The sequence below is a fragment of the Yoonia sp. BS5-3 genome (assembly GCF_038069655.2).
Classification (GTDB): Bacteria; Pseudomonadota; Alphaproteobacteria; order Rhodobacterales; family Rhodobacteraceae; genus Yoonia; species Yoonia phaeophyticola.
Genome location: NZ_CP150951.2, coordinates 2,118,152 through 2,138,723, shown reverse-complemented (window position 1 = coordinate 2,138,723; position 20,572 = coordinate 2,118,152). Strand labels below are relative to the sequence as shown.

19 protein-coding genes are annotated in these 20,572 nt (G+C 56.1%); 8 read left to right on the top strand and 11 right to left on the bottom strand.

The features are described 5' to 3' along the window. Positions 1 to 4: 4 nt before the first annotated feature. Positions 5 to 817 carry a M90 family metallopeptidase gene (locus tag AABB29_RS10720; protein WP_341366921.1) on the top strand — a complete coding sequence of 271 codons (813 nt, stop codon included), beginning with the start codon at positions 5 to 7 and terminating at the stop codon, positions 815 to 817. Positions 818 to 857: 40 nt separating this feature from the next. On the opposite strand, the gene AABB29_RS10715 is transcribed toward AABB29_RS10720, so the two are convergent. Then, entirely contained in the window at positions 858 to 2,141 is a 1,284-nt protein-coding gene (locus AABB29_RS10715; protein ID WP_341366922.1) for a DEAD/DEAH box helicase, read from the bottom strand. A 392-nt stretch (positions 2,142 to 2,533) separates the two neighbouring features. On the opposite strand from AABB29_RS10715, the gene AABB29_RS10710 reads away from it, so the two are divergent. Together AABB29_RS10710 and AABB29_RS10705 are read left to right on the top strand one after the other, a co-directional pair. Then, positions 2,534 to 3,343, top strand: a complete 810-nt coding sequence (locus AABB29_RS10710; RefSeq protein WP_341366923.1) for a division plane positioning ATPase MipZ — start codon at positions 2,534 to 2,536, stop codon at positions 3,341 to 3,343. Between the two features lie 135 nt (positions 3,344 to 3,478). Next, positions 3,479 to 5,041 (top strand): FMN-binding glutamate synthase family protein, encoded by a 1,563-nt coding sequence (locus tag AABB29_RS10705; RefSeq protein WP_341369102.1) that lies wholly within the window; start codon positions 3,479 to 3,481, stop codon positions 5,039 to 5,041. Positions 5,042 to 5,051: 10 nt separating this feature from the next. Here AABB29_RS10705 and AABB29_RS10700 read toward each other — a convergent pair whose 3' ends face one another. From AABB29_RS10700 to leuB, 3 genes are all read right to left on the bottom strand, one after another. Then, positions 5,052 to 6,020 carry a DMT family transporter gene (locus AABB29_RS10700; protein WP_341366924.1) on the bottom strand — a complete coding sequence of 323 codons (969 nt, stop codon included), beginning with the start codon at positions 6,018 to 6,020 and terminating at the stop codon, positions 5,052 to 5,054. Between the two features lie 107 nt (positions 6,021 to 6,127). Further along, on the bottom strand, positions 6,128 to 6,682 hold the full coding sequence (locus AABB29_RS10695; protein WP_341366925.1) for a DinB family protein: 555 nt from the start codon (positions 6,680 to 6,682) through the stop codon (positions 6,128 to 6,130). Positions 6,683 to 6,790: 108 nt separating this feature from the next. Then, a complete protein-coding gene (gene leuB / locus AABB29_RS10690) occupies positions 6,791 to 7,897 on the bottom strand; it encodes a 3-isopropylmalate dehydrogenase (RefSeq protein WP_341366926.1) in 1,107 nt (368 codons plus the stop codon). 110 nt (positions 7,898 to 8,007) lie between these two features. Here leuB and AABB29_RS10685 point away from each other — a divergent pair, with 110 nt between their 5' ends. Beyond that, complete coding sequence (locus AABB29_RS10685; protein ID WP_341366927.1) at positions 8,008 to 8,550, top strand: hypothetical protein; 543 nt, start codon at positions 8,008 to 8,010, stop codon at positions 8,548 to 8,550. Here AABB29_RS10685 and AABB29_RS10680 read toward each other — a convergent pair. Then, on the bottom strand, positions 8,547 to 9,443 hold the full coding sequence (locus AABB29_RS10680; protein WP_341366928.1) for a LysR family transcriptional regulator: 897 nt from the start codon (positions 9,441 to 9,443) through the stop codon (positions 8,547 to 8,549). The two genes, AABB29_RS10685 and AABB29_RS10680, sit on opposite strands and share 4 nt — an antisense overlap. Before the next feature lie 90 nt (positions 9,444 to 9,533). Between AABB29_RS10680 and AABB29_RS10675 the strand changes: the two genes are divergently transcribed. Beyond that, a complete protein-coding gene (locus AABB29_RS10675) occupies positions 9,534 to 10,445 on the top strand; it encodes an epimerase (protein WP_341366929.1) in 912 nt (303 codons plus the stop codon). Here AABB29_RS10675 and AABB29_RS10670 read toward each other — a convergent pair. From AABB29_RS10670 to AABB29_RS10650, 5 genes are all read right to left on the bottom strand, one after another. Next, positions 10,380 to 11,297 carry an endonuclease/exonuclease/phosphatase family protein gene (locus tag AABB29_RS10670; RefSeq protein ID WP_373636915.1) on the bottom strand — a complete coding sequence of 306 codons (918 nt, stop codon included), beginning with the start codon at positions 11,295 to 11,297 and terminating at the stop codon, positions 10,380 to 10,382. The two genes, AABB29_RS10675 and AABB29_RS10670, sit on opposite strands and share 66 nt — an antisense overlap. Positions 11,298 to 11,386: 89 nt before the next feature. Continuing rightward, complete coding sequence (locus AABB29_RS10665) at positions 11,387 to 12,259, bottom strand: hypothetical protein (protein WP_373636495.1); 873 nt, start codon at positions 12,257 to 12,259, stop codon at positions 11,387 to 11,389. 247 nt (positions 12,260 to 12,506) lie between these two features. Further along, a complete protein-coding gene (gene leuD, locus AABB29_RS10660; RefSeq protein ID WP_341366932.1) occupies positions 12,507 to 13,112 on the bottom strand; it encodes a 3-isopropylmalate dehydratase small subunit in 606 nt (201 codons plus the stop codon). Further along, positions 13,112 to 14,515: a 3-isopropylmalate dehydratase large subunit gene (gene leuC / locus AABB29_RS10655; RefSeq protein ID WP_341366933.1), complete on the bottom strand. Its 1,404-nt coding sequence runs from the start codon at positions 14,513 to 14,515 to the stop codon at positions 13,112 to 13,114. Before leuC ends, leuD begins: the two co-directional genes overlap by 1 nt. A gap of 213 nt (positions 14,516 to 14,728) precedes the next feature. After that, positions 14,729 to 15,682, bottom strand: coding sequence for a calcium-binding protein (locus AABB29_RS10650; RefSeq protein ID WP_341366934.1), 954 nt, complete (start codon positions 15,680 to 15,682; stop codon positions 14,729 to 14,731). A gap of 183 nt (positions 15,683 to 15,865) precedes the next feature. Here AABB29_RS10650 and AABB29_RS10645 point away from each other — a divergent pair, with 183 nt between their 5' ends. The 3 genes from AABB29_RS10645 to AABB29_RS10635 all read left to right on the top strand — a co-directional run bounded on the left by AABB29_RS10645 (position 15,866) and on the right by AABB29_RS10635 (position 19,629). After that, the gene (locus AABB29_RS10645) at positions 15,866 to 17,248 is read left to right on the top strand and encodes a mechanosensitive ion channel domain-containing protein (RefSeq protein ID WP_341366935.1); all 1,383 of its coding nucleotides are present in this window, start codon (positions 15,866 to 15,868) and stop codon (positions 17,246 to 17,248) included. 166 nt (positions 17,249 to 17,414) lie between these two features. Then, complete coding sequence (locus tag AABB29_RS10640) at positions 17,415 to 19,064, top strand: di-heme oxidoredictase family protein (RefSeq protein ID WP_341366936.1); 1,650 nt, start codon at positions 17,415 to 17,417, stop codon at positions 19,062 to 19,064. A gap of 70 nt (positions 19,065 to 19,134) precedes the next feature. Further along, positions 19,135 to 19,629 (top strand): ATP-binding protein, encoded by a 495-nt coding sequence (locus AABB29_RS10635; protein ID WP_341366937.1) that lies wholly within the window; start codon positions 19,135 to 19,137, stop codon positions 19,627 to 19,629. A gap of 52 nt (positions 19,630 to 19,681) precedes the next feature. Here the strand turns inward: AABB29_RS10635 and AABB29_RS10630 are convergent, their stop codons facing one another. Next, on the bottom strand, positions 19,682 to 20,554 hold the full coding sequence (locus tag AABB29_RS10630) for a hypothetical protein (RefSeq protein WP_373636494.1): 873 nt from the start codon (positions 20,552 to 20,554) through the stop codon (positions 19,682 to 19,684). Positions 20,555 to 20,572: the final 18 nt, after the last annotated feature.

The window sequence follows — 20,572 nt, the reverse complement described above, 5'->3', positions numbered from 1 at the left end:
TATTTTGATCCCATTTCTTTTTACATTGCTCGTCCTTTTTGGTGGTTTTACCGGTTTTCGGCTGATGCAAAAAAAGGCGTTGCACCGCCGGTTGCTGACAAGTCCGTTAACCGAAGAGCAGCGACGGATCGTTGCCGATCAGGTCCCTTTGACAAAGCAATTGCCGCCCCAGATTGCCCCTAAGCTGGAAGGGAAAATCAATCTGTTTTTGCACCAGACCGAGATCATCGGCTGCGCCGGATTGGAGGTGACAGAACCAATGCGTCTGTCTATTGCCGCACAGGCCTGTCTGTTGATTGCCAATTCCGACGCTTGGTACAAATCATTGCGCACCATTTTGGTCTATCCCGGCGCCTTCAAATCCCGGCAGACATCGCATGATGGATTTATCGTGAACGAAACCAGCGAGATACGGTTGGGCGAAAGCTGGGCGTTCGGGCCGGTGGTGCTGTCATGGCCGCATAGCGCGCAGGGCGGTTTGGACGAAAAAGACGGCCAGAACCTTGTTTTGCATGAATTTGCCCATCAGCTGGACAATCTGTCCGGATCGACCAATGCCGTTCCCTTGCTCAGCAAGGGCCAAAGCTTTGCAGAATGGGAACGGGTCATGCTGGATGCGTTTGCGCGTCACGAAGATAATGTCGCCAAGGGCCGCAAAACCGTGATCGATGCCTACGGCGCTGAAAACCATCAAGAGTTCTTTGCCGTGATCATTGAAGCCTTTTTTGAAAAGCCCGCAAAGCTGCAGGCAGAAGAGCCTGATGTTTATGCGCAGCTTTCAAAGCTACTTCATCTTGATCCGGTCAATTGGGGCTGACCCCCAAAATAGATACGGGGGCATGATGCCCCCGATACCCTTAGGCTGCAGATTTTCCGCGTGACCGATTGCCGCTGCCGCGCCGCCGGTTGCCGCCAGGCTTCCCCCCGCCCGGTTTGCCCTGCCGGTTTCCACCGCCGCCGCCACCGCCGCGTCGTCCGCCGCCATTGGGCCGCTTTTTCTGACCCGGTTGAACTTCCCATGGCCGCCCTGATGCCACGGGGATCTTTTCTTTCATCGTCTTTTCGATGTCTTGCAGTTCGATCATCTCATCAGGTGCGACAAGCGCCACTGCCGCCCCATCAGCCCCGGCCCGCGCCGTTCGTCCGATCCGGTGCACGTAATTGTCGGGCACATTCGGTAGATCGTAGTTATAGACATGGCGCACATCAGGAATATCGATCCCCCGCGCAGCCACATCTGTCGCCACGAGCACCCGCACTTTGCCCTCTTTAAAGGCCGTCAGCGCCCGGTCACGCTGCCCCTGTGATTTATTGCCGTGGATCGAAGCCGCCGCAAAGCCACGCTTTTCAAGCGTCTTGTACAGTTTTTCGCAGCCATGCTTGGTGCGTCCAAAAACCAGTGCCAGCTCATCCCGGTGTTTATCCAGCAATTCGACAAGCAGATCGGTCTTGGCCGCTTGTGCCACGAAATGCACCGATTGGTTGATCTTCTTTGCCGCCTGTCCGGGCGGGTTCACTTGCACACGTACCGCATCGTTCAAATACGTATTGGCCAACTCGTTCATCAGCTTTGGCATCGTTGCCGAGAACATCATCGTCTGCCGATCTTTTGCCAAGAGCGGCGCAATCTGCCGCAATGCATGAATAAAGCCCATATCAAGCATCTGATCGGCCTCATCCAGCACCAGATACCGGGTCTGGTCGAGCCGTACAGCCCGCCGGTCGATCAGGTCAATCAGCCGCCCCGGTGTTGCCACCAGCAGATCAACACCATTCGCCAGGCGTTTGGTTTGCCCCACAATACCGGCCCCGCCTACAACAAGGGCCACTTTCAGATGTGTTCCTTTGGTATAGGCGGTCAGGTTATCGGCGATTTGTTTGGCCAATTCCCGCGTGGGCGCGAGGATCAACCCACGCACCGTCTTGGGCCCAGGTTTCGATCCGGCCTTCAGCAGCGCATTGATCATGGGCAGCCCAAAAGCTGCGGTCTTGCCGGTCCCAGTTTGGGCCAGCCCCATGACATCACGCCCGTTCATCGCATGCGGGATGGCTTGGGTCTGGATCGGCGTAGGATCGGTGATCCCTTGCTCTTTGAGCACGTTTACAAGTCGGGGCGCGAGGCCCAGCATATCAAAATCCATAAAGGATTGTCCTATCTTTCAGCAGGCAGAGCGCCTGCGCATATCATTGGCCGCCGACCGGATGCCGGGGCCTTCTGCAAGGTTGCGCCAATATGCTGACAGCCAAGACCGCATTGTCCGGGCGCCGATTTGGCGCGGGACCCCCTGCGTGATGTGGGAACCTGAATGTTTAAGCGACGCCTTGCGTTGGGCATAAGCCCGCGCCCTGCTCACGCGGCAGCTTGCGTCGGTTGTGTGGCAAATGATGGCTTGCGGCCCCAGTGTCAAGGGTTCGCCCGGTCGCACCCGATCAGCTGCGTGCATTTTAACACGTCCCAAAGCCCTTTCCTGCCTTCCAAACCCATCATGAACCAAATAAACTGCCTCTGAATACTATATCTGGGGTGGGTGCGTTGGCGCATATTATCGTTGTGGGCAATGAAAAAGGTGGTGCGGGTAAGTCGACCGTATCCATGCATGTGGCAACAGCTTTGGCCCGTATCGGCCATTCTGTCGGCACTTTGGATCTTGACCTGCGGCAAAAAACGCTTGCCCGTTATATCACCAACCGCAATGCTTTCCTGAACAAAAAGGGGTTGAGCTTGCCAACCCCAAGCTATCAGGATTTGCCTGATATCGATCAGGACAGCCTGCAGCCAGGTGAAAACGCCTATGATCGCAGGCTATCGATGGCTGTCGCCCAGATGGAGCCCCATTGCGATTTCATTCTGATCGACTGCCCCGGCTCGCACACAAGGCTAAGCCAGGTCGCCCATTCCTTGGCAGATACGCTGATCACCCCGCTTAATGACAGCTTTATCGATTTCGATCTGCTCGCCCATGTCGATAGTGATGGCGAAGAGATCACAGGCCCGTCCGTCTATTCCGAAATGGTCTGGAATGCCCGCCAGCTTAGGGCGCAAGCGGGTTTGAAACCAATTGACTGGATTGTCGTACGCAACCGGTTGGGTGCGCAGGCCATGGTCAATAAAGAAAAGATGCACCGCGCCATCACGAAACTGGCCAAGCGTATCGGGTTCCGTACCGCCCCCGGTTTTAATGAGCGCGTGATTTTCCGCGAATTGTTCCCCCGCGGTCTGACCTTGCTGGATCTGCGCGATATTGGCGTGAAGGGCATGAATATCTCAAACGTCGCCGCCCGCCAAGAGCTGCGCGAGCTGATCAAGGCGCTTGATTTGCCCGGCGTGGTCCCGGATTTTTGATCAACCTGTCATCGATAGCACAGCAAACTACCTTTCTTTAACTAAAACAGGGCCCTACTGTACGTCCAAGGAGGACCCGTTTTGGACAAATTGATTTCGCTACAACGCTACGCGACCCTTGTTTTCGTCGCCGCCATGACGCTGATCTGCGTGATTGTCGGGTTTTGGGTACCCTGGGTCTTTGTCTTTTTCATCGTCTTTGCCGGGCTGACCCTGCTGGGTCTGCATGATCTGACCCAGGATCGCCATGCCGTGCTGCGCAACTATCCGGTTTTAGGCAATCTGCGATTCTTATTCGAGAAAATTCGGCCTGAAATTCGCCAATACCTGATCGAGAGCGATCAGGAAGAGCAGCCCTTTAGCCGCGAGCAACGTTCGCTTGTGTATCAGCGCGCCAAGGGTGCCGAAGACAAGCGCCCCTTCGGAAGCCATGAAAAGATCTATGAAGCTGGCTATTCCTGGCTGACCCACTCTGTTCAACCGACCCATTTCGAAGATACCGATTTTCGCGTTCCTGTGGGCGGGCCCAAATGCACCCAACCCTATCGCGCGTCGCTTTATAATATTTCGGCTATGAGCTTTGGCTCATTGTCGGCCAACGCCATTCTGGCTTTGAATAACGGCGCTAAGGCGGGTGGCTTTGCCCATGACACTGGCGAAGGTGGTATCAGCCGCTATCACCGTGAAGGCGGCGGCGATTTGATCTATGAAATCGGCTCTGGTTATTTTGGTTGCCGCAATGATGACGGCACGTTCAACCCCGATAAATTCGCCAAACAGGCCAGCGCTGATCAGGTCAAGATGATTGAAATCAAGCTGAGCCAGGGTGCAAAGCCCGGCCATGGTGGTATGCTGCCTGCCGCCAAGATCACCCCCGAGATTGCCGAGGCCCGTGATATCCCGATGGGCGTTGATTGTGTCTCGCCCGCTGCCCATAGCGCATTTTCCAACCCCATGGAGTTGATGCAATTCATTGGTCAGTTACGCACGCTTTCGGGCGGCAAACCGATTGGTTTCAAGCTATGCATCGGCCACCGGCGCGAATTTATGTGCATGGTCAAAGCGATGCTTGAGACCGATATCATTCCAGATTTCATCGTTGTGGATGGCACCGAAGGCGGCACTGGCGCTGCCCCGCTAGAGTTTGCCAATCATGTTGGTATGCCCATGGTAGAAGGGCTGACATTTGTTCATAACACGCTGCGCGGTGCCGGTATCCGCGATCAGGTCAAGATCGGTGCTGCGGGCAAGATTGTCAGTGCCTTTGATATTGCCCGAGCCCTGTCGCTGGGTGCCGATTGGTGCAATTCGGCACGGGGCTATATGTTTGCCATCGGCTGCATTCAGGCGCAGGCTTGCCATACGAACCATTGCCCCGTCGGTGTGACCACCCAAGATCCGCTGCGTCAAAAGGCGCTGAACGTGCCGGACAAATCAGAGCGCGTTGCGCGGTTTCATCGAAACACGTTGAAAGCCTTGGGCGAAATGGCCGGCGCTGCCGGCCTTGATAACCCTTGTGGTTTTCTGCCCTATCATTTCATGACGCGTGCCGGAGATGGGCAAATGACCGAAGCTGCTGATGTCTATAGCTATCTGCGCGAGGGGTTTTTGCTGGATGATGGCGACGATAACCCTATCTACCGGGAACGTTGGGCGCGCGCGACACCGCATAGCTTTGCGCCCCCAGAGGCCGCGTGATCAAAACGCTCTAATCCTCTTGACGGGGCGGGGTTTTGCCTGCGATCCGCATGAATAGCGACACGCGCGGAGTGGTCCCTGTTTCTGAACGCGATCTGGTCCGCAGCACCGGCGTGTTCTCGGATCCGCCGCCCTTGCTTTCACGTAGCACAATGTAAAGCCCGCTGGCGATGATCACACCTGCGCCGATCATCGTCGGCTGATCGATGACCTCATCAAAGAACATCAGCCCAAAGACGCTGGCCCAGATGATCTGGCTATATTGCATGGGCGCGATGATGGCCGCCTCGCCGTCCTGATAGGCTTTGATCAAAAGCCTGTTTGCGGTCCAGGCAAAGGCCGCGATGATCCCCAGCATCCCCAGATGTTCAATCGGCATCGGCTGATAAACAAATGGCAGCGCGCAGGCCATCACAACGAAGTTCACCATCATCGGATAGAGCAGGACAACGACGGGCCGTTCATCCGCGCCGATTTTGCGCACCACGATTGAGGCCACAGCCCCACCAACCGCCGATGTCATAGCCGCCAGATGGCCAAGATTCAGCGTGGTAGAGCCGGGCCGCAGCACGATCAACACCCCCACAAGCCCGACCAGAACCGCAAGCCAGCGGCGCAGCCGCACCTTTTCGCCCAAAACCGGGATCGCAAGAATGGTTATCAGCAACGGCGAAGCAAAGAGGATCGCATAGGTCTGCGCCAATGGCAGGACCGAGAAAGCGTAGAACGCACAGACCCCGGTCACCACCGCAGCCCCCGTCCGCAGCGCCATCCACCACGGATGCACCGGCAGCAGATTGCCCGGCTTCGCATCACGCATCAGCGTAACTGTTGCCAAGGGAAAGCTGAGCAAGACACTGAAGAACACGATCTGGAAGGGGGAATAAATCCCACCAAGAATCTTGACGACCACGTCATGGGTCGCAAACACGCCAAAGGCGAATAAGGCGAATAGCGCGCCCTTTGCGTTAGGGGACATGGGTCATTCCTTTTCCTGTGTCCTGGCACAGTGATGGCTGATCCTGACGTTCTGTCAACCACCGGCGTTGCAAAAGAGAAATGCGATCCCGCGAAAAGGGTTTGGTCTTAACCCCAGATTTTGTCTTCGAAAAAACCCAGTTTGGAAAAGTCAGGTGCACGTAATTGCCGGTCTGCGTCCCAGGCCATATAAAACTCATCCAGTTGTGGCGGGGGAACATCAGTGCTGGACAGCATGCCATGCACCTGGCCCCGGTGATGAATTTGATGCTGGATCAGATGCAGAAACGTGCGGTCGAACCGTTCAATCTGAATACTGCCGCGGCGCAGTAGTTCAATTTTGCGCCCCTCCAGCTCTGCCGTCGGGGCCTCGCACAGTCTGATGAACCGTTCGTCGATTTGCCGTTGCTGCAAAGCCAATTCTGCGATGCCCGGATGCGGAATCTCGTCAACAAAGGCGCTTTGCCCCATGCAGCGCCCCTCTAATGCGGAGACATAAAACCAATCGACGATGAGGATGTGATTAAGCGTTGCAATGATCGAGCCGAAAAAGCCTTGCCGGTCCTGCGATAACTGATCCGCGGGCAACTGGCGGCATGCCGTGATCAGCCGGTGATTTGCCCAGGCGTTATTGTAGGCTTGCGCTGCATATAGTGAACCCATGCCCCGATCCTAGCAAAGCATGCGCCCGCCCGTCCATGCCTGTTCGCGAAGACTGAGCTGGTCACGCGGCCGATCAATTGCTGGCCGCATGCCAAGGATTGCCGGAATCTAGAGCGAAGCCTCAAGCGCTTCGATGATCACATCGCCCATCTGCGTCGTGCTCAGCGGGGTGCCACCCTCTGGCCCCATCAGATCGCCGGTGCGGGCGCCATCGGCCAGTACTTTTTCAATCGCTGCTTCCAGACGATCAGCCTCGGCCCCTTCATCAAAGGAATAACGTAGCGCCATAGCAAAGGACAGGATGCAGGCAATCGGGTTCGCCTTGCCCTGCCCTGCGATGTCGGGGGCTGAGCCATGTACCGGCTCATACATCGCCTTGGGCCGTCCATTGGCCATTGGCAGGCCAAGCGAAGCCGATGGCAGCATGCCAAGCGAGCCGGTAAGCATTGCCGCGCAGTCGGACAGGATATCACCAAAGAGGTTATCAGTCAGGATCACATCAAACTGCTTGGGCGCACGTACAAGCTGCATCGCACCGTTGTCGGCATACATATGGGACAGTTCCACATCGGCGTAATCGGCCTGATGCACTTCGTTCACCACGTCGCGCCACAGGATACCGCTTTCCATGACGTTCGCTTTCTCCATCGAGCAAAGCTTGTTCGACCGTTTGCGCGCCAGCTCAAAGGCGGCGCGGGCGGCGCGTTCAATCTCGGCCTCGGTATAGCGCTGCGTGTTTACACCCACGCGCATATTGTCTTCCATATGGATGCCGCGTGGCTCACCGAAATAGACGCCCGATGTCAGCTCGCGCACGATCATAATATCAAGGCCTGCAACGATATCGCGCTTGAGGGATGAAAAATCCGCCAGAGCGTCAAAGCATTGGGCGGGACGCAGGTTGGCGAAAAGATCCATTTCCTTACGCAGGCGCAGAAGGCCGCGTTCCGGCTTTACGCTGAAATCTAGATCATCGTATTTCGGCCCGCCAACCGCGCCCAGTAGAACGGCGTCCACCTCTTGTGCCTTGGCCATTGTGTCATCATGCAGGGGCACACCATGCGCGTCATAGGCTGCACCGCCGACCAGGTCCTCGGACACATCGAATGTCAGGTCGCGCTTGTCCCCGAACCAGTTGATGATCCGTTTCACCTCATCCATGACTTCGGGGCCGATACCGTCACCGGCGAGGATCAAAAGGGATGGGTTGGACATGACATAAATTCCTTGGGTTTTGCGTTGCCAGTGCACTAGCCCGACCCACCGGAATATTCAAGCAAGAGCCTTGTGCAGCAGCCCACCGCGGGTTGTGCTATGATCGGCATATGTCGTCATTTGGCCCCAAGGATCGCCCGCCTTTGCAACCTGCCCCGCTGATCGCGGCACTGGATGCCTATGCGGTGCGCTGGGTCATGTGCGGATCAGCGGTGCTATCCTTGCATGGCGCCGATATCATTCCGAACGATCTGGATGTTGTCCCGGACCTGTCGGAGGACAATCTGCGCCGTCTGGCCGATTGTCTGAAACATCTGAATGCTGTGGCCGCCTATCTGGATGGCTGGGGCGGCGCACGCGGCACGCTTGAGGCCTGTGCGAACTGGCGCCCTGACCCACCGGATGCCGACAATCTGGATTGGCTTTTTGTAACGGCTTTCGGCCCTCTTGATATCGTCATTGCACATGCTGACCCTTACGCATCCTTGATGCAGGGCGCGGCCCAGCATGTGGCAGAGGGCGTGTCTTATTGGGTCTGTGATCCGCGCCGGGTTCTCAAAGCGCTTGAACCGCGCAACAGGACCAAAGACAAAGCCCGTGCGGCAATCTATCAGCAAATGCGCCAGCGTTTTGGCATGCCTCCGATTGACTAGATCACCACGGGTTTCAGCCCCTCTGCCAAAAGGCCCCATACCCGTCTTATACGGGGTGTCTGCCGCATTGCCTCATGCGCTGTCAGCCAAATGGGTAGGGTTGGCAAATCAATATCCATGTCGATTTCAACAATATCGGGATCAGCACGCCCGATATCGGCCTGCGCAAAGCCGACCCCGCAGCCTGCGCGCACCAGCTCCCAATAGGTCAGATGATCGTCGCATCGGGTTTTGAACGTATCGCGGTTCACCGTCATCCCGAAGGCGGCAAACCCTTCGATGATCTGGGTATTGATATCGTAGCCGACAAAATCATGCGCAGCGAAGTCATCAAGCGTTTGCGGCGTCCCGTGCGCTGCCAGATATGATTTGGCGGCGAACATCCCCAGCTCGATTTCGCCGATATGCTGCGTGACCAGATCCAGTTGCGTTGGCCTGTACATGCGCACGGCGATATCGGCCTCGCGGAACAGAAGGTTGCGGGTGTCATCACTGGGGACCAGTTCGATGGCGATATCAGGCTCAAGCCGCCGAATGTGCGCGATGATCGGCGGCAGATGGATCGCTGAGGTGGTCACACTTGCCGTGATCCGCACTGTCCCTTCCAACTGTTCCTGTTGCCCGGCCGCCGTCAATGCGATTTGCCGCACAGCGTCGCGCATTGCCTTTGCCGGTCCGACCAGATCAGTACCCGTCTTGGTCAGCATCAGGCCCCGCGGTTGGCGATAGAACAGCTCGGCCCCTAATTGCGTTTCGATCAGTTTGATCTGCCGCCCAAGCGTTGGTTGACTGGCCCCAATCACCCGTGCCGCGCCCGACAGGCTGCCGGTCTCCGCGACAGCCAAAAACGCCTGCACAAGTGACCAATCCAACTTATCAATCGATTTATCCATTCACAAATGAATACATGATCTGCAATTTTTAGCAATTTCAATCGATGAATGAATAGCCGAATGTCGCCGTGACAACAAATGGAGCGTATCATGACAAAGACAGTGTTGATCTTAGGCGGATCAGGCAAGATCGGAAGCCATTCCGCAGACGCCTTTTGGAATGCCGGTTGGCAGGTCCGCCACTATGATCGCAAGACAGGTGATATGACGCAGGCCGCCATGGGCGCGGATGTGATCGTCAACGGCCTAAACCCGCCTGCCTATCACGATTGGGCACGCACCATTCCGGCAATCACCGCCCAGGTTATCGCCGCCGCCAAAGCCAGCGGCGCGGCGGTGATCCTGCCCGGCAATATCTATAACTATGGTGATCGTCCCGGCCTTTTGGATGAGAACACCCCGCAGACTGCCCAGACCCGCAAGGGCCAAATCAGGATCGAGATGGAGGCAGCTTATCGCGATGCAGGCGTACCAACCATCGTCCTGCGCGCCGGCAACTTCATTGACCCGCTCGGCAATGGCGACATCATGAGCATGTTGATCATGCGCGAGATTGCCAAAGGCCGTATCGCCGCCCCCGCCGATCCTGACATCTTGCTGGCTTATGCCTATGTCCCCGATTGGGCGCGCGCAGCAGTGATGCTAGCCGATATGCGCGGTGAACTCGCCTCGTTTGAGGATATCCCCTTTCCGGGCCATGCTTTCACCATCACTGATCTGCACAAAGTTCTTGAGGCGCGCAGCGGACGCAAGATCAAGGTCGGTGCATTCGCCTGGTGGCTTATGCGATTGCTAAGCCCATTTTGGGAATTGGCCCGCGAAATGCACGAGATGCGCTATCTTTATCACATGCCCCATCAGATCGGGTCTGCGAAATTCGAACGTCTTTTGCCCGGTTTTCATGCGACCGATCTTGAGACTGTCATGCTCAGCGGGCTACCGGCGGACATCCACCCAGACAAGATGATGCACCCCGGCGGCCAGACCATCATCGCCGAGTAAGGCGGCCGCTGGATCATCTGCTGCGGGCCAGAACACGCCCGCAGCGCTGATCTGCCAATCTACCGACGGCAGGACATAGCTAACCCGCAGATCACCTGGCCCATCATCATCCCAATCAGCAGTTGGCAGGCCAGGCAAGGGATCTTGCACATCAGGCCGTGCCAGAAAACCCGCCATGGCGCCTGTCAGTCCAGCCCCGTTTTCGGGATCAAGATTTGCATTGCCCGCGATCACAAAACTGGCCGGAACTGGGCCAAAACTGCCGTCCAGGAACGCCTCCCACAGACGTAATTCATCACGATTGCGCAGCCCATTGCGATCTTCGGGTCCGTCGAACACAGGCGGGGTCGCCGCGAACGTCAAAAGATGGAACACCTCACCATCTTCCATTTGGATCGGCACCGACCAATGCCCGCTTGAGGATAAACGCTGCACCGCTGTGATCTGGTCTGGTAGGAACGGTGCGCCGTCCAGTTCGGGCAATATCGCCCCGGGTAGGTCTTTCCAAAGCAGCGATGAAAATTCCTGCACATCTTCGGCCATGATCGGCAACCGTGATAAGATCGCCATGCCCCCATCGCCCGCAAAGCGTCCATAGCCCTGCGCATCACGGGCCTCGCCCAGGCGTCCGTTCTGGTCCATATCGCGGCCCGTCGCGATCCCAGTATTGGGCCGCAGCGCGAAGACATGGGGGTAACCTGAAGAAAGCGAGGCATTAAATGCCGTCAGCGCCTGCCCTTCCAGATCATAATCAAAATCCGTCAGAACAAGGATATCAGGATCAGTATGTGCGATCACCTGCGCGATGGCTGCGATCTGATCATCCTCACCTTTGCGAATGTCCCGCAGCAGCAGACCCGGTCCATCCCGGCTAAGCGGGGCAGCAAATGTCGCAATCCGAAGCTGTTCAGCCTGCCCAAGACAAGGCAGGCAACAAAGGATCAGGCTGGTTGATAATCGTCTGACGCTGCGCGCGCATAGGCCATCTTGCGCTGAATATCGATCATGCTTGCCACCCGGCTGAGCGCCACGCCCCGCATCAGGATACTGGCTGGAAGAAAGGCCCATGCTGTTACTGTCCAGATCAACGTATGTGGATCGTCAAGCTGGATCGGCGTCCCAAAGAACGAGATCAGCTTTAACGCTGCTGGCACCAGGAATGGTAAAAGAAACCCTAAGATAATGTTAACCCGTCCGTCGCGTTGTAGCCGCTGGACAACATCACCGCCTGCTGTCGGATCGAATGTGGGCAGATTGACCCAGACATTAAATGCTCCACCGCGTCGCGGCCAATGGCGCAGGCGCAGCAGGATCACGAACCAAGCAATCGAAATCATCGCGATCATATAGGCCAGCCCCGCCGCGTCGCGCAGACGTTCAACCACCCGTGGGTCGCTATCGGCAGGCATGGTCAGCACCATCAACCGGACCGGCGAAAACGGAAAATCAATCGCCCGTCCGATCTGACTGCCACTGTCTTGAAAAAACTCGGTAATGATTGAGGGCGATTGATAGCCCCGGAAGATTACGGATAGGCACAATACTGTCGCAAAAAGCGCCGAAAAGCGGGTCCGATTAAACGGTGGCGCATCCCGAAACTCGACCAGGCTGGGGCTGCTCGCACTGTATTCGACAATGGTGAACAGCGCCGCAAATATAGCAACAAGCGCAATAATTTGCGTCCCCTCAGACGCATTTGTTGCCAAAAGAGCCGAGGGCAGCACAATAAGGATCACGACCATAACTGCGCGAACGAACGCGGCAGGTAGGCGCGAGAAAACTGCAAATTTGCCCTCTTGTGGACTTTGCGACATCGGTCGCGTCCCCTGTCTTATTACTGCGTCAGTCAAAAAACCGGCCGCAAATCCTGTTTTCGAAAATTTGCCGGAGGCCATCTTATAATACAACAAGTCTAGCTACACACGGCAAATTATTCAACAATTTGAACAGATAGTGGTGCGTCTTTGCAAGCAATAGATACGAAACGATATACGAAACTTGTCACATATTCGGGGCCGGGCGGCAATCACGCAACCTATGATTGCCGCCCTTGTTTTTTGATCAGGTCCAGGGGCGCTGCGCGCTCATCTGTGCCTCAAACGCATCAATGGCTGATGCCTTTTCCATGGTAAGGCCGATATCGTCTAACCCGTTCATCAGACAGTGCTTTTTGAAGGCGTCGACTTCAAAATTGAAGACGTCCCCATCCGAAGAAGTAATCGTCTGCGCCTCTAGGTCGATCTCGATGCGTGCGTTGGCCCCCTTCTCGGCATCCTTCATCAGCACATCTACCTGCTCTTGCGGCAGCACGATAGGCAGGATACCGTTTTTGAAGCAGTTATTATAGAAAATATCCGCGTAGCTGGGCGCAATCACGCAGGTGATCCCGAAATCGGCAATCGCCCAAGGCGCGTGTTCACGTGACGATCCACAGCCAAAGTTATCCCCTGCGACAAGGATCTGCGTCTCGCGGTATTGCGGTTTGTTCAGCACGAAATCGGGAATTTCATTGCCGTCATCATCGTAGCGCATCTCATCAAACAGATTAACCCCAAGGCCTGAGCGTTTGATCGTCTTCAGGAACTGCTTTGGGATGATCATATCAGTGTCGATATTCACCAAGGGCAGCGGCGCGGCGATGCCTGTGAGCTTTGTGAATTTTTGCATTACATCATCTCCCGCACGTCAGTCAGTTTTCCGGTCACCGCCGCTGCGGCAGCCATTTGCGGCGACATCAGATGGGTGCGTCCGCCCCGCCCTTGCCGCCCTTCGAAGTTGCGGTTTGACGTGGCCGCACAACGCTCGCCCGGTTGCAACTGGTCTGGGTTCATCGCCAGACACATTGAGCAGCCAGCAAGACGCCATTCAAAGCCAGCCTCTTTGAAGATCTCCGCAAGCCCTTCTTCTTCGGCTTGCGCCCGCACGAGGCCCGAGCCGGGCACAACCATCGCACGCTCAACCGCGATTTTCTTGCCTTTCAGGATCTCAGCAGCAGCGCGCAGATCTTCGATCCGCCCGTTGGTGCATGACCCGATAAAGACAGTGTCGATCTTGATATCAGACAGCGGCGTACCTGGTGTCAGATCCATATAATCAAGCGACCGCTGGGCCGCCCCGACTTTGCCGCCTTCAAAATCGCCGGCAGCAGGAACATTGGCTGTAATCGGCAACACATCCTCTGGCGATGTTCCCCAAGTGACAACCGGTGCGATATCTTCGCCTTTGATTGTTACGACCTTGTCGAAATGCGCCCCTTCATCGGTGAAGAGCGTTTTCCAATATGCGACTGCTGCTTCCCATTCGGCCCCTTTGGGCGCGTGCGGACGGCCTTTGCAATATTCAAAGGTCTTCTCATCGGGGGCAATCAAACCAGCGCGCGCGCCGCCTTCGATCGCCATGTTGCAGACTGTCATGCGGCCTTCCATCGACAGATCGCGGATCGCTTCGCCGCAATATTCGATAACATAGCCGGTGCCACCTGCCGTGCCTGTCGCGCCGATGACGGACAAGGTGATATCCTTGGCGGTCACACCCGGCTGCAGCTTGCCTGTGATCTCGACCTTCATGTTTTTCGATTTCTTCTGAATCAGGGTCTGGGTCGCCAGCACATGTTCAACCTCAGAGGTTCCGATCCCATGGGCAAGCGCCCCGAAAGCCCCGTGGGTCGCCGTGTGGCTATCGCCGCAAACGACGGTCATGCCGGGCAATGTCCAACCCTGCTCAGGCCCGACGATATGCACAATCCCCTGACGAACGTCAGAGACTGGATAGTAGTGAATGCCGAATTCCTTGGCGTTCTTATCCAGCGCGGCCACCTGGATGCGGCTATCTTCAGTCATCGTGGTCGCATCGGCCCGGTCAAGCGTGGTGGGCACGTTGTGATCCGGCACGGCGATCGTTTTGTCCGGTGCCCGGACCGAGCGATTTGCCATACGCAGCCCTTCAAAGGCCTGCGGGCTGGTGACTTCGTGCACCAAATGGCGGTCGATATACAAAAGACAGGTGCCATCTTCGGCTTCATGGGCGACATGGGCGTCCCAGATTTTATCGTAGAGCGTTTTGGGGGACATGGGTCCTCTCCCGTTTTCAAATGTCAGTAAATGTCAGGTATGCGGGCAGAGCAGGGATTAGCCCCGTGCAAGAATCGTACAGATCGCACCAAAAAACCGCCAAGGCAGTCGTGCACGATCGTCCATATCAAAAACCTGAATCATACCCGCTCAGATACACAGGCAAGCCCAATGCCGCAAGGGCTGTGGCATTGGGTGGGATTTCGACCGGGTTTATGGGGTCACGACCGGGTCGGTCTGCGCAGGTGCATCTGGCTCTAGGGCGTCAAATGTCGCTTGCGCCCCTTCGACCGTCAGTTCTGCGTCAACAGTCACATCGACTTGGATTGAGGCGACAACATCTTCGATGTCTAAACTACGCCCGTAAATGAAGACCCGTGAGGTTTCAAACTGGGCAGGTTCATCAGATTCGTCGGCGAACGCGATTTCAACATTGTAACCTTCGATCCCGTTAATTGTGCCTTCGGTGACTGTCACCAAAAGATCTTCGCCTACCACCGTTGCATCATCGGTATCGATTGTCATGACGATTTGATCACCGTCGCCCAATTCTTGAATGATCGCGACGGTCTGCTGTTCATCGTCATCATTGGCCAGCGCGTAAAACGTGTTGGTCCCAGCAACGCCGTCAAGCACACCGCGCCCTGTGACCATGATCAGATCATCATCCCCTTCGCCGCCAAAGGCTGTACCTTCATTGCCCCACAGGAACAGATCATCATCGTCATCTTCACCGCGCAGTGTATCGGTGCCAAGATTGCCGTAGACCGTGTCATCGCCCGCGCCGGCACGTACGATATCGCTACCTTCGCCTGCGTCGATAACATCGTTACCGCCGCCGCCTTCGATAGTGTCGTCACCGCCAAGTCCGAAAAGCTCATCATTATCCGCGCCGCCATAAATCTCATCCCGGTCCGCACCGCCAGTGATCGTGTCCTCACCGCCGCTGCCCCGCAGGATATCAAGGCCGCCATTGCCGTTGATGATATCGTCGCCCAGAAAGCCCAGGATCTCTTCTCCGTCAGTAGTGCCTTCAAGCTCATCATCTTCGGAGGTGCCGCGGATGGTGTTATCTTCATCCGCGCTGTCATCATCATCGTCGCCCCCAAGGGCAGGAATGACCAGAACGCCCAACCCCAGAAGGGCAAGTAATAAGGTGAGGTCCATCGTCAGCTCCAGTCCGGTCAATCGCAAATTAGGGGATTATTAACCCTTGTCTATAGATGCAGCAAGGCCGCGTTGGAAACATGGTTATCGATGTTGCAATCCTGCGCCGATCCCAGGGTCACTTGCCTGGTGACCCCACCCCATGCGACAGTTTCTGAACAAAGGTTCAAATGAAGGAAAACGATGTCTCGCCACGTCACCATGCGCGGCCCCGACGATGTCATCGCCGGGACCAACCCTGAGATTGATCAAGTGCTGAGCATTGGCACTGATTTACTGGCGCAAGGACAAACCGCGTTTGAAGGCCTTTTTCGTACGTGGAACCTTTATCAGATTGGGATCGCGCTGGGGCTATTCGCGCTGGCACATATATTGCGCGCTGTTTTGGGCCCCCGCATCAGGGCATGGATGGGTGCCCGTCAGGACTGGCCCAAATGGCGTATGCGCATATTGGCCATTATCCATCAGCGGCTGCGCGCCATCTTCTTTGTCACCCTGATCTGGGCGACCATCTGGATCATGCGCGAGGTCACCTGGCCCAGCCGCAGCTACCTTTTGTCAATCATTGGCACATTGGCCTTCGCTTGGCTGTCTGTTGTCTTTCTCACCCGCCTGATCAAAAGCCCCAGCCTGCGTAAAACGGTGCGCTATGGCGCCTGGACCTATGTCACATTGCGCATCCTGAACCTGCTAGACCCCGCCGAGCAGCTTTTGGACAGCGCTGGGTTTTCGGTCGGCGATATCCGCTTTTCGCTTTTGTTGCTGATCCAGGCCTTGGTCATCCTTGGAGTGCTGATCACTTTGGCCCGGTTCTTTACCGCCACGACGGCCAGCCGGATCAAGCGCAACGCTGATATCAGCCCATCGATGCAGGTCCTGATCGTCAAAGCCGCGCAAATCGCCTTTTACGGCGCTGCGTTTTTCTTGGGTGTGCGCGCTTTGGGGATCGATCTGACAGGCTTGGCCGTGCTGTCCGGGGCGATTGGTGTCGGGCTTGGCTTTGGGCTGCAAAAGGTTGTGTCCAACCTCGTTTCAGGCGTCATCATCCTGCTGGATAAATCCATCAAACCTGGCGATGTGATCAGCCTGGGCGATACATTTGGATGGATCAACGCGCTTGGCGCACGCTATGTCTCGGTCATTACCCGGGACGGACGCGAATATCTGATCCCCAACGAAGACCTGATCACCGGGCAGGTGGTGAACTGGTCCCATTCGAGCGATTTCGTACGGCTCGATATTCATTTTGGCACCGCATATCACGACAACCCCCATGATGTCCGCCGGATCGCAATTGAGGCCGCCCAAAGTGTTGACCGCGTGCTGACGCACAAGAATACCGTTTGTCATATCGTGGGCTTCGGGGACAGTTCCGTCGATTATGTGCTGCGTTTCTGGATCAGAGACCCGACTGGCGGCCTGACCAACATCCGAGGCAATGTTTATCTGGCCCTTTGGGATGCATTTGCCGAGAACGGGATCAGCATTCCATTCCCACAGCGTGAGGTAACGATGCTGAACCAGGATGCGTCAGAACCTGGCATCAGAAAGACTGTCAGCGACTGAGCCACGTTTGATACAGACTGCAACGTTCCAGACATATTATCGCTGACCCCTACCTGTATATCGGCGGCGATGCGCCAATACTCAGGCTCTACCTGATTCCCGGTTGATCACGCGTTTGTGATGCTGCTTCTTGGACGTGGTTCACAACATGCGGGGGCGCGCGGACATGAATATTATCAGAGCAATATTATTTGTTGGCATCCTTGTCGGTGGCTTCATCTATTTCCAAAGCATACAGCCCGATCCCGAAGACACAGCATCAGCAGATACACCTGCTTTGATGTCCGCCGCGGTTGAAGCTGGCTCTAGTGATACGACCGAACCGGCAACCCCCGACGCCGTTGACGTCGCAGCAGAGGCCGATGAAGAAGAACATGCGCTGGAACCGATTGATCAGCTCTATCTGAACCAGCTCGTCACAAGTGGCCAGCGGGAAGAGGCATTCGCTTTTGCCTTTGAGATGGGCGATGAGCTGACTGAAGCAAGCTTTACCGCCGAACAGGGCGTGGGCGCCAATATCGGGGAAGGGCGCCGTTTCAGCCGCTTTCCCCGCGCTGATCTGAACGGCCCCGGCGAATGGGGCACCCATTTCCCAGCGCGTGAGGGCGGTGCGAACGCGACCCAATGCATCAGCTGTCACAGTGCCCCGCTGGCCAATGGTGCAGGCGGTGTCGCCATGAATGTTGTGCTTGATCCGGCCCATACCGGCGATCCGTCCCAATATCTGGAGCGGAATACGACCCCGCTTTTTGCATTGGCCATACCGCAGCGTCTGGCCGAAGAGATGAGCCTTGATCTATATCTGCAGCGCGAAGGTGCCCGCATGATGGCCTGCGAACAAGGCAGCGCAACGGCGACCCTGGTCACGAAGGGTGTCGCCTTTGGCACGTTAGGCTTTACACGCACCGCCGAGGCGCCCTGCTCGGTCGATATTGATGTCAGCGGATTGTCTGGCATCGACGACGATCTGGTCATCAAACCCTTTGGCTGGAAAGGGAATGAAGCCACCCTGCGGAGCTTTACCCGCGGCGCTGCCCATAATGAAATGGGTCTTCAGGGTGTGGAATTGGTTGGTGATGCAGATGGCGATTATGACGGGGTCACAAGCGAACTAACGGTTGGCGATCTGACGGCCTTGACGATTTACATGGCCGCGTTGGAACGTCCAACCAGCCTTGTCGAGCTAGCCGATCTTGGATTGACCGAACTTGCAGATGAAGACCGAAGCGCAATCATGGCCGGACAGGAAAGCTTTGCTGCTGTGGGCTGTACCAGCTGCCATGTATCCGAGATGGTGCTTGACGAACCTATCTTCCGCGAACCCAGCCGGACCCCCGGCTATTACGATATGGTGTTTCCTGACGGATCAGCCCCTGTCGATCATGGTCTACGTCAGGATACGGCGCTGGCCTTTGACATGCGCACCGACCCACCAAACAATCAGGTCACGCTGGCTTCGGGCGAAATGTACCATCTGGGCGCGGTCAAGACCGACACCACCGGGCGGGGCGTTGTGAACTGGTACACCGATTTCAAGAGACACGATATGGGCGCGGCATTGGCTGATCCGTCAAGCCCGCTTGGGATCGGGGCTGAGATGTTCATGACCCGCTCGCTGGCAGGTGTTGGCACAACCGGACCCTGGCTGCACGATGGGCGCGCAACAACCTTGCATGAAGCCATCATGATGCATGCTGGCGAAGGCACGCAAAGCCGTGATGCCTATGCAGCGCTTTCAGAAGATGCGCAGCTGCAATTGGTGGCTTTCCTTGAAAACCTCGTCATCCATAGTGAAGGCGAAGAAGAGGATCATTGACGCCCGGTCGCAACGGGCTGGACATAAAAAAGTAATATGAGTTTCATGCGGATAGAAAAGGCCGCTTTTGATGACGAGTACAAAACCAGTTCTCCACATGCTGTGCGGCAAACCCGCATCAGGAAAATCCACCCTCGCGGCCCGTTTGGGGCAAGCATCAGGCACCATCATCATCTCGGAGGATGATTGGCTGAATGCGTTGTTCATAGGCGAGCTGACCAGCCTGTCAGACTATACGCGCTGCATGACAAAACTGCGCACCGTGATGGGCCCGCATGTTGTGTCATTGCTGAAAGCAGGCAACGCGGTTGTTTTGGATTTTCAGGCAAACACCTTGGCTGCCCGCCGCTGGCTGCGCCAGATCATCGACGAAAGCGGCGCGGCACATCAATTGCATGTCCTCGATGTCTCAGACGCGGCGTGCCTTAAGCGCCTGCGGGCACGCAATGCCGCCGGAGACCACCCGTTTGCCCTAAGCGCCCCGCAGTTTCATCAGCTCGCAAAACACTTCGTTATGCCAGGCCCCAATGAAGGGTTCGATATCGTGATGCATAACGTCTCATAGTAACGTTTCAGGTCGCCAATGGAGCGAAGTATCCGCCCCATTGGCACCAAAACTAGTCAGCGGCGCTGGTGAACAAGCTTGCGCGACTGACGATGTCGGGCGTGCCAATGACACCCGCATCCCGCAAATCAGAGGGCCGTGCACCGCCAAAATAATAACGCGCACCCAATGTGGCCGTGACGACCTGGGTATCGTTTGAATCAGCACCCTCATCAGGAACATAGGATTCACGCGAAATCTCATAGGTTACGGCCCAATCTGTCGCGTTGATGAGGGTTTCACCACCAAGCGCAAGACGTGCAAATTCGCCATCTTCATCTGCATCTTCATAATCTTTGGCTTCGCCATATTGGACATCTGCATAGAATGAAGTGCTTTCGTTGAACTGATAAGTACCACCCAGGCGCAGCGCGTACCCTTCCTTATAGCCGCCGCTGCCCAAATCGTCATCTGATTGATCAACCGCGGCAAGCTGTGCGTACCCGCTCCACTGCTCGTTGAAAGCCATGCTACCTTCAATGCCAAATGATGCAAAAGGGTACTCTTCCAAAGGCTCGTCGCGTTCGGATTGTGCAATGCCCCCGCTCAGATATGCACCGATGGTTGCACCTGCGGACAGATCATACAGGAAATGCACTGCGATTTCGCCGTCATTGCCGACCTCTTGGCCATCGAAAATATCTTCGCCACCGTTATTGGCGTTCAGCGCAATGTCAAAGGCAAGGCGCATTTGAGGGTTTATCGCATAAGCAACAGCCCCTGCTATGCCAATGGTACTGAAATCATCGGTTGGTTCATTATCACCCCGGTCACCTTCTGTATAGCTGCCGGTGATTTCACCGTAACCCAGTACTTGGGACCACGCAGGCACGGCCGAAAATGCGGTAATTCCAAAACATACAATCGCAATTGAATTTTTTTTCACAAGATCATCTTTCATTCA